At 65.3% G+C, this 14774-nt stretch carries 16 protein-coding genes; 14 read left to right on the plus strand and 2 right to left on the minus strand.

Annotated features, from left to right (window positions below; translation table 11 throughout):
• Window positions 1–78: 78 nt before the first annotated feature.
• Together aat and yhbY are read right to left on the minus strand one after the other, a co-directional pair.
• Complete coding sequence (aat, locus tag D5687_RS00565; protein ID WP_125197806.1) at window positions 79–777, minus strand: leucyl/phenylalanyl-tRNA--protein transferase; 699 nt, start codon at window positions 775–777, stop codon at window positions 79–81.
• Window positions 774–1091, minus strand: coding sequence for a ribosome assembly RNA-binding protein YhbY (gene yhbY / locus D5687_RS00570; RefSeq protein ID WP_125197807.1), 318 nt, complete (start codon window positions 1089–1091; stop codon window positions 774–776). Before yhbY ends, aat begins: the two co-directional genes overlap by 4 nt.
• A 103-nt stretch (window positions 1092–1194) precedes the next feature.
• Between yhbY and D5687_RS00575 the strand changes: the two genes are divergently transcribed.
• The 14 genes from D5687_RS00575 (at window position 1195) to dxr (ending at window position 14774) form a co-directional block, all read left to right on the plus strand.
• A complete protein-coding gene (locus tag D5687_RS00575; RefSeq protein ID WP_158611698.1) occupies window positions 1195–1857 on the plus strand; it encodes an SCO family protein in 663 nt (220 codons plus the stop codon).
• Window positions 1854–2330 (plus strand): copper chaperone PCu(A)C, encoded by a 477-nt coding sequence (locus D5687_RS00580; protein WP_125197809.1) that lies wholly within the window; start codon window positions 1854–1856, stop codon window positions 2328–2330. The genes D5687_RS00575 and D5687_RS00580 overlap by 4 nt, the downstream gene beginning before the upstream one ends.
• A 161-nt stretch (window positions 2331–2491) precedes the next feature.
• Window positions 2492–3115, plus strand: a complete 624-nt coding sequence (gene rlmE / locus D5687_RS00585) for a 23S rRNA (uridine(2552)-2'-O)-methyltransferase RlmE (protein ID WP_125197810.1) — start codon at window positions 2492–2494, stop codon at window positions 3113–3115.
• Window positions 3116–3214: 99 nt separating this feature from the next.
• Complete coding sequence (ftsH, locus tag D5687_RS00590) at window positions 3215–5227, plus strand: ATP-dependent zinc metalloprotease FtsH (RefSeq protein ID WP_125197811.1); 2013 nt, start codon at window positions 3215–3217, stop codon at window positions 5225–5227.
• Window positions 5224–6057 carry a dihydropteroate synthase gene (gene folP / locus D5687_RS00595; protein WP_125197812.1) on the plus strand — a complete coding sequence of 278 codons (834 nt, stop codon included), beginning with the start codon at window positions 5224–5226 and terminating at the stop codon, window positions 6055–6057. The genes ftsH and folP overlap by 4 nt, the downstream gene beginning before the upstream one ends.
• A gap of 215 nt (window positions 6058–6272) precedes the next feature.
• Complete coding sequence (locus tag D5687_RS00600; RefSeq protein ID WP_158611699.1) at window positions 6273–7010, plus strand: c-type cytochrome; 738 nt, start codon at window positions 6273–6275, stop codon at window positions 7008–7010.
• Window positions 7011–7148: 138 nt separating this feature from the next.
• Window positions 7149–8480: a phosphoglucosamine mutase gene (glmM, locus tag D5687_RS00605; RefSeq protein ID WP_192894137.1), complete on the plus strand. Its 1332-nt coding sequence runs from the start codon at window positions 7149–7151 to the stop codon at window positions 8478–8480.
• Between the two features lie 235 nt (window positions 8481–8715).
• Window positions 8716–9456, plus strand: coding sequence for a 30S ribosomal protein S2 (gene rpsB, locus D5687_RS00610; protein WP_125197814.1), 741 nt, complete (start codon window positions 8716–8718; stop codon window positions 9454–9456).
• Window positions 9457–9566: 110 nt separating this feature from the next.
• Window positions 9567–10442 carry a translation elongation factor Ts gene (gene tsf / locus D5687_RS00615; protein ID WP_125197815.1) on the plus strand — a complete coding sequence of 292 codons (876 nt, stop codon included), beginning with the start codon at window positions 9567–9569 and terminating at the stop codon, window positions 10440–10442.
• Between the two features lie 188 nt (window positions 10443–10630).
• Window positions 10631–11374 carry a UMP kinase gene (pyrH, locus tag D5687_RS00620; protein ID WP_125197816.1) on the plus strand — a complete coding sequence of 248 codons (744 nt, stop codon included), beginning with the start codon at window positions 10631–10633 and terminating at the stop codon, window positions 11372–11374.
• Window positions 11367–11924 (plus strand): ribosome recycling factor, encoded by a 558-nt coding sequence (gene frr / locus D5687_RS00625; RefSeq protein WP_125197817.1) that lies wholly within the window; start codon window positions 11367–11369, stop codon window positions 11922–11924. The genes pyrH and frr overlap by 8 nt, the downstream gene beginning before the upstream one ends.
• Before the next feature lie 6 nt (window positions 11925–11930).
• Window positions 11931–12704 (plus strand): polyprenyl diphosphate synthase, encoded by a 774-nt coding sequence (uppS, locus tag D5687_RS00630; protein ID WP_255410288.1) that lies wholly within the window; start codon window positions 11931–11933, stop codon window positions 12702–12704.
• Window positions 12701–13525: a phosphatidate cytidylyltransferase gene (locus D5687_RS00635; RefSeq protein ID WP_158611700.1), complete on the plus strand. Its 825-nt coding sequence runs from the start codon at window positions 12701–12703 to the stop codon at window positions 13523–13525. Before uppS ends, D5687_RS00635 begins: the two co-directional genes overlap by 4 nt.
• 1 nt (window position 13526) lies before the next feature.
• Entirely contained in the window at window positions 13527–14774 is a 1248-nt protein-coding gene (gene dxr, locus D5687_RS00640; protein WP_125197819.1) for a 1-deoxy-D-xylulose-5-phosphate reductoisomerase, read from the plus strand.

Raw genomic sequence — 14774 nt, forward strand, 5'->3', positions numbered from 1 at the left:
GGGTGTCTCGTTCCTAGAGAAGTGGGCCGGGCGGGGCGGCGGCGCTTGCTTAGTGCACTAACTGGCGCCCATGTTTTATCACAACTTGTCCGCCAACTCGGTCGGCGACTCGTCCGGGCCATTCGCCCGAGCCGCCTCGTCCAACCAGCGCGTGAACACCGAGCGCGGGTATTCCTCGGCACCCAGTCCGAGCAGGTGCTCGGTGGTGAACTGGGCGTCGAGAAAGTCGATCGGTCCCCAGAGGCCATCCACCAGAATGGCGGCCAGCGCGAACTTGGAAGCGTTGGGGGCGCGGCTGAACATGGACTCGCCGAAGGCCGCCCGGCCGATGCGGCTGCCGAACAGCCCGCCCACCAGTTCGTCGCCCGACCAGACCTCCACCGAGTGGGCGATTCCCGCGGCATGTAGCTCGACGAAGGCCTGGCGCATGGCCGGCACGATCCACGTGCCGGGGTCGCCTCGGCGCGGCCCAGCGCAGCCGTCTACCACCGCGGCGAACGCCGTGTCGACCGTCACTCGGTAGCGTTGCTGGCGGCGCCACTTGGCCAGGCTGCGCGAGACGTGGAACCGCTCGGGGGTGAACAGCGTGCGAGGGTCCGGGTTCCACCAGAGGATGGGGTCGCCCTCGGAATACCAAGGGAAGATGCCGCGACGGTAGGCCGTCGCCAGTCGCTCGACCGACAGATCACCCCCGGCGGCCAATAGGCCGTTGGGTTCTGTCAGGGCGCTGGTGACCGGTGGGAAGGCCCACGGATCCGGCCCGAGCAGCGGGATCATCGCTGGCCAGCTTTCCCCGGCTTGGGCAGGTTGAAGTCCGAGTAGCTGGCGCGCGGGCGGAACAGCACGGCGATGTGACCGACCGTCTGCACCAGGGTGGCCTTGGTGGCGTCGGTGATCGCGTCAATGATCTCGCGTTTCTCCTCGCGCTCGACTCCCGGGACCCGCACCTTGATCAGCTCGTGGATCTCGAGTGCCTGTTCGATCTCGAGGAGTACCGCCTCGGTCAGGCCGTGCTGGCCGAGGAGTACCACGGGCTTCAAGTGGTGTGCTTCGGCGCGAAGGTACTGTCGCTGTCGGGCGGTAAGGTTCATGTCGTCGGGAATCTCCGGGAATCAGGTAGGCGGCTGTGTGAAATCACACATTGCAACACCGTGGATGACCCGGCAGTTTACCGCTCTGGACTCCCTCGGACCAATGACCAACACCATGTTGCTGCGCGTTCTGCTCCTGCCCTTCGTCCTCGTCTTGTTGCTCGCCGGCTGTCAGCCGGATGCCGAGAACGCCGGGGCCAATAATCCGCTGGCCGGCTACGAGAGCCCCGAGCCGCTGGTGCTGCGTGCCCCCGAGGCGCCCATGCCCGTGCCCGACAGGATGCTCGAAGGCGTCGACGGCCCCGTGGGCACATCGGCGCTGTTCGATGGCCGGTGGACCCTGCTCTACGTCGGCTACAGCTACTGCCCCGACATCTGCCCGACCGAGTTGGGCCAGCTGTCCCAGATCCTGCCGGCGCTGCAGGAGGGCTCGTCGCCGTTCGACTGGCAGGTGGTGTTCCTGTCGGTCGACCCGGAGCGTGACACGCCCGCCCATCTTGAAAAGTACACCGCGTTCTTCTCCGAGGAGTTCGTGCCGGTGACCGGATCGCGCGAGGCGATCGACGCGGTCACTGGCGCGGTGAAGGCCGGCTATCGCATCGGTAAGCACGCGCCGGGCGAACGGCGCTACAGTGTCGACCACGACACCGGTTTTCGCCTGATCGACCCGCAAGGACGCATGCTGGCCCTGTTGCCCGGCCCGCATGATCCTGACCGGATCGTCACGATGATCCCGTCATTCCTATCTGAGGTAAGCCCCGAATGAAACGTCTCTCAACCCTGATCGCCGCCACGTTTGCCGCCGTGATGACGTTGCCGGCCTCCGCCGCCGAACTGGAGGTCCATGAGCCGTGGGTGGTGCTGGCGCCGCCGGCCGCCTACGCCACGGCCGCGTTCATGGAACTGCACAACGCCGGTGAGACGCCCGTAAACGTGGTCGAGGCCGACGCGCCCGGCTTCGAGACGGTGGAGTTGCATCGATCGTTCAACGAGGATGGCATGCATCGGATGGTGCGCCAGGATCGTATCGAGGTGCCGGCGGGCGAGTCGGTCGCGCTGGCGCCCGGCGGGCTGCACATCATGCTGATCGGGCCCGAGCAGGCGCCCACCGAGGGTCAGCGCATCCCAATCGAGTTGCGCTTCGACGATGGCAGCACCCAGACGGTCGAGGCGGTAGTGCACCCGCGCGGGGAGCGTCCTGCCGGCCATAGCCATGGTGGCGATCACCACCATCATTGAGGTCGGGCCGAGGCCGGTCTTTCCGGCGACCATGCGATCGACGTGTCCCCGCGGTATCGCGACCAGGGTTACCCGGTCGCGCGTTAGATCGCCGCGATTTGGGTCGCCGGGGGCGATGGGGGATAATCCCGCTCCCTAGTAACGTCCTACCCGGAGGCCTCATGGCGCGGTCGGTCAGCAGCAAACGATGGCTCACCGAGCATTTCCGTGATGAGTTCGTGCAGAAGGCCCAGCGCGAGGGCTGGCGTTCGCGCGCCGTCTACAAGCTGATCGAGCTCAACGAGCGTGACCGTTTCCTGCGCCCCGGCATGACGGTAGTCGACCTGGGTGCCGCGCCTGGCGGCTGGACTCAGTACGCCGCCCAGGTGGTCGGGAGCAAGGGGCACGTCTTCGCCCTCGATCTGCTTCCCATGGATCAATTCGCCGACACCACCGTGCTGCAGGGCGACTTCACCGAGGATGCCGTGCTGCACGAATTGGAGGCGGCCCTGGGCGAGAGCGAGGTCGACCTTGTGCTTTCCGACATGGCCCCCAACATGAGTGGTGTGGATTCGGTCGACATTCCCCGTTCGATGTATCTCGCGGAACTTGCACTGGATTTCTGCGATCGGATGCTCAAGCCGAAAGGCGCTTTCGTCACCAAGCTGTTCCAGGGCGAGGGGTTCGACGAGTACGTCAAGGAGACGCGTCAGCGCTTCGATCGCGTGGTGGTTCGTAAGCCCAAGGCATCTCGGCCACGCTCGCGAGAGGTCTATCTGGTGGCAACCGGCAAGCGCGTGAGATAAGGTTAAGGTTGTCCGAACAATATTCGATTCATTGATTCGCCAGGGCAGGCGGGCATCGGGGATGTCCGCCTGTTTGCGGCTGTACGCAGAGGTGTTGCGTTGAACGATTTGACCAAGAACATCCTGATCTGGGTGGTAATCGCGATCGTGCTGATGACGGTGTTCAACAGCTTCGATCAGCGCGCGACCACCACGAGTGCGGTGCCGTACTCACAGTTCATTCAGGACGTGAAGAGCGGGCGCGTCGACTCGGTCACCATTGAAGGTCAGACCATCAAGGGCACCTCCGGCTCGGGCACTCGCTTCGAGACCTACAGCCCGGAGACGGACAACCGTGCCCTGGTCGGTGATCTCCTGAACAACAACGTGGCGATCAACGCCAAGCCGCCGGAAAAGCCGTCGCTCTTGATGACGATCTTCATCCAGTGGTTCCCGTTCATCCTGCTGATCGCGATCTGGATCTTCTTCATGCGCCAGATGCAGGGCGGTGGTGGCCGCGGCGCGATGAGCTTCGGCAAGTCCAAGGCGAAGCTGATGAGCGAGGACCAGGTCAAGGTCACGTTCAACGACGTCGCCGGTGCCGACGAGGCCAAGGAAGAGGTGGTCGAACTGGTCGACTTCCTCAAGGATCCGGGCAAATTCCAGCGCCTGGGCGGCAACATCCCGCGGGGTGTGCTGATGGTCGGCCCGCCGGGCACCGGCAAGACCTTGCTGGCCAAGGCCGTCGCCGGTGAGGCCAAGGTGCCGTTCTTCTCGATTTCCGGTTCGGACTTCGTCGAGATGTTCGTCGGCGTGGGCGCCTCGCGCGTTCGCGACATGTTCGAGCAGGCGAAGAAGCACGCGCCCTGCATCATCTTCATCGACGAGATCGACGCGGTCGGCCGTCATCGTGGCTCGGGCATGGGGGGCGGTCATGACGAGCGCGAGCAGACCCTCAACCAGCTGCTGGTCGAGATGGACGGCTTCGACGGCAACGAAGGCGTGATCGTGGTCGCGGCGACCAACCGTGCCGACGTGCTCGACAAGGCGCTGCTGCGCCCCGGCCGTTTCGATCGCCAGGTGGTGGTCGGCCTGCCGGACGTGCGCGGTCGTGAGCAGATTCTCAACGTTCACTTGCGCAAGGTGCCGGCGGCCAAGGACGTCGAACCCTCATTGATCGCCCGCGGTACGCCGGGCTTCTCGGGGGCGGATCTCGCCAACCTGGTCAACGAGGCGGCGCTGTTCGCCGCGCGGTCGAACAAGCCGGACGTGACCATGTCCGATCTCGAGCGCGCCAAGGACAAGATCATCATGGGTGCCGAAAGGAAGTCCATGGTGATGAGTGAGGACGAGAAGAAACTGACCGCCTACCACGAGGCAGGTCACGCGATCGTCGGTCGCCTGGTGCCCGAGCATGACCCGGTCTACAAGGTCTCGATCATCCCGCGCGGCCGGGCGTTGGGCATCACGATGTTCCTGCCCGATCAGGATCGCTACAGCTATTCCAAGCGCAAGCTCGAGTCGAATATCTCCAGCCTGTTCGGAGGTCGGATCGCCGAGGAGTTGATCTTTGGTGACGAGGCGGTGACTACGGGTGCCTCGAACGACATCGAGCGGGCCACGGAGCTCGCGCGGAACATGGTCACCAAGTGGGGCATGTCCGAGAAGCTCGGCACGCTCTACTACTCAGAGGACGATGGCGACCCGTTTATGGGGCGTCAGGCCTCGGGTGGTCACTTCTCCGACGAGACCAAGGAAGTGATCGACGTCGAGATCAAGGACGTCATCGACCGCAACTACCAGCGTTGCCGCCAGATCCTGGTCGAGAACATGGACATCCTGCACGCGATGTCCGAGGCGTTGATGAAGTACGAGACCATCGATGCCGGCCAGATCGACGACCTGATGGAGCGTCGGCCGGTGCGCGAACCCGAGGACTGGGGCGAGCGTGGCTCCGGTACCGGTAGCGAGCCGCCGAGCTCGGGCGCCCACATCGACACCACCGATGACGAGGTGGAGGACGACGAGCCCACTCGTGACGAGGGTGGAGCGGACGATAACGGCCGATCCGAGTCCGATGACGGCAATCGTACGCCCAGCGGCGATCCGCTGGGAGGCCCGCGCGGCGGATGACAGCCGCCCCGCGCGCCTGTCCGGACTGGCGGCAGACGGGACGCCCATTGATCATGGGCATCCTCAACGCCACGCCAGACTCGTTTTCCGACGGGGGACGCTTCGATACCGTGGAGCGGGCGGTCGATGCGGCACAGGCAATGCTCGAGGCGGGCGCCGACCTGATTGATGTGGGCGGTGAGTCGACCCGTCCCGGCGCCACGCCGGTGGCCGAAGACGAGGAGTTGGCCCGCGTGATCCCCGTGATCGAGGCGCTGGCGTCGCGCTTTGATTGCCCTTTGTCGGTGGACACCAGTTCCCCGATGGTGATGAGTCGCGCGGTCGAGGCCGGAGCCTGCCTGATCAACGATGTGCGGGCGCTGACCCGACCGGGTGCCGTCGAGGCCGCCGCTGCGAGCGGGGCCTCGGTATGCGTGATGCACATGCGCGGCGAACCCGGTGACATGGCGACACGCACCAATTACGGCGACGTGGTGACTGACGTTACGGACTACCTCGCCGAACGATTTCGGTGTCTGCGTGCGGCAGGGATTTCGTCCGAACGCATCCTGGTGGACCCGGGCTTCGGGTTTGCCAAGACCCACGAACAGAACTTCGCATTGCTGCGGCGTCTCGAGGAGCTCGCGGGCCTGGGCGCGCCGATTCTGGTCGGCATGTCGCGCAAGCGCATGATTGGCGAGGCCACCGGGCAGTCGGTCGAACGGCGTGCCGTGGGCAGTGCGGCGGCCGCCCTGTTGGCCGCGGAGCGTGGCGCCGCGGTGCTGCGCGTTCACGATGTCGAGGCCACGCGCGACGCGCTGGCGGTGTGGCGGGCCATGTGTGTGGCATGAGGTGGATCGCTGCAAACGCACAAACACGGCTTTCCCGCCATAAAAGCGTTTGCCTTGTTACGAATTAGGATTTTCTGATATTTTGCCCGGCGGGGTTAATTTGGTTGACTTGAAATCACCGCCAATCCGCCGGACCACCGTTTTTCGATGTCGGTGACATCGAGGTGTTTTCAGCCCGGCGGATGCCGCGGGGTGCAACAGTTGAGAGAAAAATCATGAAACAGATGCGTCGTTCACTCATTGCTCTTGCCGCCAGTGGTGCCCTGGCGGCCCCGATGCTGGCTCACGCCGCCGGCGATGTCGCCGCGGGCAAGGAAAAGTACGCTTCCTGCGCGGCCTGCCACGGCGCCGACGGTGGTGGTCAGGGCGGGGCCTTCCCGAAGCTGACCGGCCTGGGCCAGGACGAGACAGCCAAAAAGCTGGCTGCCTACCGCGACGGTGATCAGGACTACCTCAAGGAGCAGGGTCTTGGTGATCGTTTCGGCACCATGGCGCCGAATGCCTCGGGCCTGTCCGACGAGGACATCGATGACCTGGCCGCCTACATCGCCGACGAGTTCGGTGGAGACGCCGGCGGCAACGGTGACGAAGGTGGTGACCAGGCCGAAGCCGAGGAAGCTGCCGAGAGCGGCGAGATTGCCAAGGCCGACGTCGAGCGTGGCCAGGCGCTGTACTCCTCCTGCGCCATCTGCCATGGCGAGCAGGGCGAGGGTGGTCACCTGATGAATGCGCCCAAGCTCAAGGGTATGGCGGCTTCCCAGGTTGCCTCTCTGCTCAAGGTGTACCGCAAGGGCACCGAGATGGGGCAATACTCCTACGCAATGATCCCGCAGGCGACCCACCTGTCCGACGCGGACATCAACAACCTCGCGGCGTACATCGCTGATATCGAGACGCTCCGTGAGGACGTTTCCGAAGGCTCCGAGGACGAGGGCGAGCAGCCGGCAATGTAAGAACCCTTCACATGGAGGGTCGCTGCCCGGGGATGTCGGGCAGCCCGAACGAATTGATTGGCGCCGGCTTTCCAGCCGGCGTTTTTGCTTGGGGCGAAGGCTCGCCCCGGCAGGGAAGTAAGGACGAGAGGCGCGATCGTGAGCAGAGTGTTTGGAACCGATGGTGTGCGGGGAGCGGTGGGGCGATACCCCATGACCCCGGAGTTCGTGCTCAAGCTGGGCTGGGCCGCCGGCAAGGTGCTGGGTAGTTACGGTCGGCGCCGGGTATTGATCGGCAAGGACACCCGCGTGTCGGGCTACATGTTCGAATCGGCCCTGGAGTCGGGCTTTTCTGCCGCCGGCGTGGACGTGCGTCTGCTTGGGCCGATGCCGACACCGGCAATCGCCTACCTGACCCGCACCTTGCGTGCGTCCGCCGGCGTGGTGATCAGCGCCTCTCACAATCCGTTCGACGACAATGGCGTGAAGTTCTTCTCTGCACAGGGTGAAAAGCTGCCGGACTCGGTCGAAGACGAAATCCAGGCCATGCTCGACCAGGATCTCGAGGTAATCGACAACCGTCGGTTGGGCAAGGCCGACCGCATCGGTGATGCGGCCGGCCGTTACATCGAGTTCTGCAAGAGCACCGTGCCGATCGGCATGAGTCTCGCCGGCCTGCGCATCGTGGTCGATTGCGCGCACGGGGCAACCTATCAGGTCGCGCCGCGGGTGTTCTCCGAACTGGGCGCGGAGGTCGACGTGATCGGGGCGACGCCCGACGGGTTCAACATCAACGAAGGGGTCGGCTCGACCCACCCCGAGGCGCTGCAGGCCGCCGTGCGCGAATCGGGTGCCGATCTAGGCATCGCCTTTGACGGCGATGGCGACCGGGTGATGATGGTGGATGCCGATGGCGTGATCCGCGATGGCGACGAGCTGCTGTACGTAATCGCGGCTGGCCGGATCGAGCAGGGCTATGCCGGTGGGGTGGTCGGTACCCTGATGAGCAACCTGGGTCTCGAACAGGCGATAGAGGCGCTGGAGCGACCGTTCTTGCGTGCCAAGGTGGGCGATCGCTATGTCCACGAGACGCTCAGGCGCGAGCACTGGCTCTTGGGTGGTGAGTCGTCGGGGCACTTGCTGTGCCTGGATCGTCACACGACGGGCGACGGCATCGTCGCCGCGTTGCAGGTGCTGGCGGAGATGGCGCGTCGCGAGCGCTCGTTGACCGAGCTGCTCGAGCCGATGACGGTACTGCCGCAGACCCTGGTCAACGTTCGCATCGAACGGCCCGTGTCGCTGGAAGATCCGGTTGTCGTCGAAGCCGTGGCGGCAGCTGAGCGGGAGCTGGCCGGCCGGGGGCGCGTGTTGTTGCGTCCGTCCGGCACCGAGCCCTTGATCCGTGTGATGGTGGAGGGAGAGTCCCGAGACCAGGTGCGCGAGGTCGCCGAGGGCCTGGCGGAGGTGGTGCGGCGGCACGCCGCGAGCTGATCGCCTGCCCGCGGTGGGGCCTCCGGTTCGCGAGCCGGTTGCCAGTGGCGATTTCGGCGGTTCCGTCTCGCGGCGTTCTCCCGTATACTCCGCGCGCCGGGCCGTGACTTGATCGCGCTGTCCCGGAAATTCCACACGCCCATCAAGATGGCAGCGCGGGGTGCCCAACGGTTCGGCCGGGGTTGCGCTGTCAGATGTGGCGGAGGCCTAACCCAACATAATCAGGTAGTTACCAATGGCTAAAATCACGATGCGTCAGATGATCGAGGCCGGTGTCCACTTCGGTCACCAGACTCGATACTGGAACCCGGGCATGGCGCCCTACATCTTCGGTCAGCGCAACCGGATCCACATCGTCAACCTGGAAAAGACGCTGCCGATGTTCGAGGATGCCTTGAACTACGTCGGTAAGCTGGCAGGTAACGGCGGCAAGATCATGTTCGTCGGCACCAAGCGTTCGGCCCGTGACCTGGTCGAGCAGGAAGCCAAGCGCTGCGGCATGCCGTACGTCAACCACCGCTGGCTCGGCGGCATGATGACCAACTTCCGCACCGTTCGTGCTTCCATTCGCCGCCTCAAGGCGCTCAAGCAGATGGAAGAAGACGGTAGCCTGGCGAAGCTGGTCAAGAAGGAAGCCCTCGAGACCACTCGCGAGCGCGCCAAGCTCGAGCGTTCCATCGGCGGTATCCAGGACATGGAGCGTCTCCCGGACGCCCTGTTCGTCATCGACGTTGGTCACGAAGACATCGCCATCAAGGAAGCCAAGAAGCTGGGTATCCCGGTTGTAGCCGTGGTCGATACCAACAACAGCGCTCAGGGTGTCGACTACGTCATCCCGGGTAACGACGACGCCATCCGCGCCATCCAGCTGTACACCGCCGCCGTGGCCGATGCCGTGCTGGACGCCAAGGGCGCGACCAGCGTCAGCGAGTCGGACTTCGTCGAGGTGGCCGACGAGGAAGAAGCGGCCAAGTAATCGCCGCTCGGAGTGGGGCGGTCGTTTCGATCGCTCCGCCGCAGATTTCTGAACAACGGGTCGCCTGACCCGTTGTTTTTGTACAAGACAGATTCGGGAGAAGACAGCTCATGGCAATTACCGCCTCTCTGGTCAAGGAACTCCGCGAGCGTACCGGCTCGGGCATGATGGAGTGCAAGAAGGCGCTGGTCGAGACCGACGGCGACATCGAGGCCGCAATCGAGCAGATGCGCAAGAGCGGCCTGGCCAAGGCCGATAAGAAGGCCGGTCGCGTAGCCGCCGAAGGCCAGGTCGCCATCGCGATGAGCGACGATCGTAAGAGCGCCGCGATGGTCGAGATCAACTCCGAGACCGACTTCGTTTCCAAGGGTGATGACTTCACCGGTTTCGCGCAGAGCGTCGCTGACAAGATCCTGGCCGACGATCCGGCCGACATGGACGCGGTCAACGCGCTGGATGTCGACGGGGAAAAGGCCGATGATCGCCGCAAGGCGCTGGTCGCCAAGCTGGGCGAGAACATCCAGATCCGCCGTTTCGTGCGCATGGCGACCAGCGGCGTGATCGGCGCCTACCGTCACGGCGAGCGCATTGGCGTGTTGGTCGAGCTCGAGGGCGGCAGCGAGGAGCTGGCGCGCGATTTGGCCATGCACGTGGCCGCGACCAAGCCGAACTGCGTCGACGAGTCGCAAGTCGACGAGGCCACCGTCGAGAAGGAGCGCGAGATCTTCCGCGCCCAAGCCGCTGAGTCCGGCAAGCCGCCGGAAATCGTCGAGAAGATGATCGACGGCCGTATCCGCAAGTTCCTCGCGGAGATCACCCTGGTCGGCCAGCCGTTCGTCAAGGATCCCGACCAGACCGTCGGCCAGCTCCTCAAGAAGGAGGGCGCTAAGGTGGTTCGCTTCGAGCGCATGGAGGTCGGCGAAGGCATCGAGAAAGAGGAAGGCGACTTCGCCGCCGAGGTGATGGCGCAGGTCAAAGGGGGCTGATCCCCTTGCCGAAAAGCCGGGCATGCCCCGGCTTTTTTTTGAATCGCGGAATTTCCGCCTAAGCCCCGCCGCCCGGTTCCACGCCAGCCGGCGCCACCCGACGGGGTTTACGCAGGAATGTCCGACGCCGCCGCGCCCCGGCGCGAGTGGTCCGTCCCACGCAAGCTCACAGCCCACAGGTGAACGATATGCAAGCTGCCGGCTCTCCCCGTTATCGACGTGTTCTGCTCAAACTCAGCGGTGAGGCGCTGATGGGTGATCAGTCATTCGGGATCGACCCGGCCGTGATCAGTCGCCTCGGCGAGGACATCCAGGCGCTCAAGGACCAGGGCGTCGAGGTGGCCGTGGTCGTCGGTGGCGGCAACATCTTCCGTGGCGAAGGCCTGGCGGGTGGGGGCATGGACCGGGTGACCGGTGATCAGATGGGGATGCTGGCGACCGTGATGAACGGGCTGGCCATGCAGGACGTGCTCGAGAAACTCGGACTTAAGGTGCGGGTCATGTCGGCGGTATCCATCCACGCGGTGTGCGAGGACTACATCCGTCGTCGTGCGATCCGCCACCTGGAAAAGGGGCGGGTGGTCGTGCTGGTCGGCGGGACGGGCAATCCGTTTTTCACCACCGACTCCGGCGCGAGCCTGCGGGCGGCGGAAATCAATGCCGATCTGATGATCAAGGCGACCAAGGTGGACGGGGTCTACAGTGCCGACCCGACCCTGGATGCCAGTGCAGAACGCTACGATCATTTGACGTACAATGCCGTGCTCGACCAGCGGCTGGGCGTCATGGACGCTACCGCGATCGTGATGTGTCGCGATCAGCAGATGCCGCTGATGGTGGTTGACATCAATGAGCCGGGGAACCTGGTACGCGCCGTCGCCGGCGAAGCCGTGGGAACCCTGGTGACAGCGGAGAACGAGAAGAATGATTGACGATATCGTCAAAGACGCCCGCTCGCGCATGAACAAGAGTATCGAGGCGCTGAAGAGCGAGCTTTCCAAGATCCGCACCGGCCGGGCGCATGTCAGCGTGCTCGACCATATCCACGTGGAGTACTACGGCAGCGACGTGCCGCTCTCCCAGGTCGCCAAGTTGTCGGCCGAGGACGCGCGCACCTTGTCGGTCACCCCGTGGGAGAAGGACATGGTGGGCAAGATCGAGAAGGCGATCATGACCTCCGATCTGGGTCTCAACCCGTCGACTGCCGGGACCGTGATCCGTATTCCGATGCCGCCGCTCACCGAGGAGCGTCGCCGCGATCTCGGCAAGGTGGTGCGTAACGAGGGCGAGAACGCCAAGATCGCCATCCGCAATATCCGTCGGGATGCCAACAACGACCTCAAGGGCTTTCTCAAGGAGAAGGAAATCTCCGAGGACGAGGAGCGTCGTGGCCAGGACACCATCCAGAAGCTGACCGACGAACGGGTTGCCGAGGTGGACCAGCTCGTGGCGGATAAAGAAAAAGAGCTGATGGAAGTCTGAGGCGACGTGGGGGCGCGTAGCCACGACCACGAACAGGTGTCCGAGATCGACCCGGCGCGCCTGCCGCGCCATGTGGCCATCGTCATGGATGGCAATGGCCGCTGGGCGCGTGCGCGTCACCTCCCTCGTACCGTCGGCCACCAGCGCGGGCGCCGTGCGGTGCGCGCGACCATCCGCGCGGCCATGCGTCGCGGCGTTGCCCTCCTGACGCTGTTCGCTTTCTCCTCCGAGAACTGGAAACGCCCGGCCGACGAGGTCGATGCGCTGATGAAACTGTTCATCAACGCCCTCGAGAAGGAGCTCGACGAACTCGACGAGAATGGCGTGCGCCTGAGCTTCATCGGCGAACGTGCGCGGCTCGATTCCACTGTCCGTGAGCTGATGGCGTCTGCCGAGCGACGCACCGCGGGCAACGACCGCCTCCAGTTACAGATTGCCGTCAGTTACGGTGGGCAGTGGGACATCCTCCAGGCCGCCCGTCGTCTGGCCGAGCGGCATGCCGACTCCCCGCTGGCGCTCGATGACCTCGACACCCTCCAGTCCGCCTTCGAGAGCGGGTTGGCCACGGCCGGCCAGCCGCCGGTGGACCTCTTCATCCGCACCGGTGGTGAACATCGGTTGAGCAATTTCCTGCTCTGGCAGGCGGCCTACGCCGAGCTGTATTTCACCGACGTGCTCTGGCCGTTGTTCGACGAGACCGAATTCGATCGGGCGCTGACCTGGTTCGCCGCGCGCGACCGACGGTTCGGCAGTGTCGATTCCAGCGAGGCGGGCACGTGACCGGCACGCCGCTTCGTCTGCTGACCGGCACCATTGCCGGGCTGGTCTCGCTCGCCGTCATCCTCCTTGCCCCCGAACGCGTCTTTGCCGGCCTCACGCTGGTCCTGGTCGGCTGGGCCGCGGTGGAATGGTTCCGTCTCTGCGGGCTGGCCCCGTGCCAGATCTGGCCCTGGGTGGTCGGCACCGTCGCCCTGGCCGTTGGCTGGCAGGTGCTCTGGCCTGCCGGTCAGGTCGCCTGGCTCATGGGCGCGGTGGCGGCAACCTGGTTGCTGCTGTTCGCCGCGCAGTTGCGCCATCGCCGCGAACGCCCGGCCAACCGGCCGTTCTGGCTGCGCCGTCTGATCGGGCTCACCATCCTGCCCTTGTTCTGGCTTGCCCTTGTCGAGGTGCACTCCGCGCCCGATGGCGAGTGGTTGCTGGTATTCGGCATTCTCGTCGTGGTCGTCGCTGACTCGCTGGCCTATTTTGCCGGCCGCGCATTCGGGCGCCACAAGCTGGCCCCGATGATTAGTCCGGGCAAGTCCATCGAAGGCGTGGTCGGGGGATTGGCCGGTGTGGCGGTGCTCGCGGCGATCGGGGCGATTCTGCCGTTGTTCGCGGCCACGCCGAGCTGGCTGCTGGCCCTGTGGTGCGCGCTGGTGGCGCTCGCATCGGTCGGCGGGGATCTCGAGGAGTCGCGGCTCAAGCGCGAGGCGGGGGCCAAGGACAGCGGTCGTATCCTGCCGGGGCACGGCGGGGTGCTCGATCGTCTCGACGGCCAGTTCGCCGCCATGCCGCTGTGGTGGCTGGGGCTGTGGCAGATGCAGCTGCTGGGAGGCTGAGGTGGCACAGACCCGCATCGGTATCTTCGGCTCGACCGGCAGCATCGGCACGAGCACGCTGGACGTGCTCGCCCGTCACCCGGAGCGATTTTCCGTCGACGTGCTCGTGGCCCACTCGCGAGTCGACCCCCTGTTCGAACAGATCAAGCGATTCCGTCCGACGACGGTCGGCCTGGTCGATGCCGACCGGCGCGCCGCACTCGAGGAACGGCTGGCCAGCCTGCCGGCTGCCCAGCGGCCGACCATGGTGGTGGGTCAGGCAGCGGTGGACGAGTTGGCCGGCGATCCGGCGCTCGACACCGTGGTTGCGGCGGTCGTGGGTACCGCGGGTCTGGGGTCGACGTGGAATGCGTTGGCCGCCGGCAAGCGGGTGCTGCTGGCCAACAAGGAATCCCTGGTGGCGGCCGGCGAGCTGATGCTCGACGTGGCGCGTCGCGCCGGGGCGACGCTGTTGCCGATCGACAGCGAGCACAATGCGATCTTCCAGTGCCTGCCCGCCGATCAGGCCGCCGTGGTCGGCCGTGCCGGATTGGTGGGCGACAGCAACAAGATCGAACGGCTGGTGCTGACCGCCTCGGGCGGGCCGTTCCGCGAGCGGCCGCTGGCCGAATTCGCCGGCATCACCCCCGAGCAGGCCTGCGCCCACCCGAACTGGTCGATGGGGCGCAAGATCTCGGTCGATTCGGCCACCATGATGAACAAGGGTCTCGAAGTGATCGAGGCGGCCCGCCTCTTCGGTGTCTCGGCCGAGCGTATCGAGGTGCTGGTTCACCCCGAGTCGGTGATCCATTCGATGGTGCGATTCGTCGACGGCTCGGTCATCGCCGAGCTGGGTGAGCCCGACATGCGGACCCCGATCGCCCACGCCCTGGCCTGGCCGGAGCGGATCGAATCGGGCGTCGCGCCACTGGATTTCGGTGCGCTCGCCGGGCTGCATTTCGAATCGCCGGATCCCGAGCGCTTTCCCGCCCTGCGTCTGGCCTTTGAGGCACTCGCCGCCGGTGGGATCATGCCCTTGGTGATGAATGCCGCCAACGAAGTGGCGGTCGCTGAATTCCTGGAGCGTCGAATCGGCTTCATGGACATTCCCGCCGCGCTCGAGGCCGCGATGACGCACTTCGCCGGCGATTCTGCCTCCGCTGCGCCGGAGACCATCGAGGCGGTGTTGGCCGCTGATCGGGAAGTGCGGGTGTGGGCCGCGTCGTGGTGTCATACGCGTGGGAGCCGCGCGGCAGTAGGGGCTGATTGA

Source organism: Guyparkeria sp. SCN-R1 (genome assembly GCF_003932495.1).
Taxonomy (GTDB): domain Bacteria; phylum Pseudomonadota; class Gammaproteobacteria; order Halothiobacillales; family Halothiobacillaceae; genus Guyparkeria.

Coding starts and splice junctions, on each gene's coding strand:
- pyrH (WP_125197816.1), top strand. CDS start 10,631: ATGCAAGCTGCCGGCTCTCCCCGTTATCGACGTGTTCTGCTCAAACTC.
- yhbY (WP_125197807.1), bottom strand. CDS start 1,091: ATGAACCTTACCGCCCGACAGCGACAGTACCTTCGCGCCGAAGCACAC.
- D5687_RS00575 (WP_158611698.1), top strand. CDS start 1,195: ATGACCAACACCATGTTGCTGCGCGTTCTGCTCCTGCCCTTCGTCCTC.
- frr (WP_125197817.1), top strand. CDS start 11,367: ATGATTGACGATATCGTCAAAGACGCCCGCTCGCGCATGAACAAGAGT.
- D5687_RS00580 (WP_125197809.1), top strand. CDS start 1,854: ATGAAACGTCTCTCAACCCTGATCGCCGCCACGTTTGCCGCCGTGATG.
- rpsB (WP_125197814.1), top strand. CDS start 8,716: ATGGCTAAAATCACGATGCGTCAGATGATCGAGGCCGGTGTCCACTTC.
- D5687_RS00600 (WP_158611699.1), top strand. CDS start 6,273: ATGAAACAGATGCGTCGTTCACTCATTGCTCTTGCCGCCAGTGGTGCC.
- tsf (WP_125197815.1), top strand. CDS start 9,567: ATGGCAATTACCGCCTCTCTGGTCAAGGAACTCCGCGAGCGTACCGGC.
- folP (WP_125197812.1), top strand. CDS start 5,224: ATGACAGCCGCCCCGCGCGCCTGTCCGGACTGGCGGCAGACGGGACGC.
- aat (WP_125197806.1), bottom strand. CDS start 777: ATGATCCCGCTGCTCGGGCCGGATCCGTGGGCCTTCCCACCGGTCACC.
- rlmE (WP_125197810.1), top strand. CDS start 2,492: ATGGCGCGGTCGGTCAGCAGCAAACGATGGCTCACCGAGCATTTCCGT.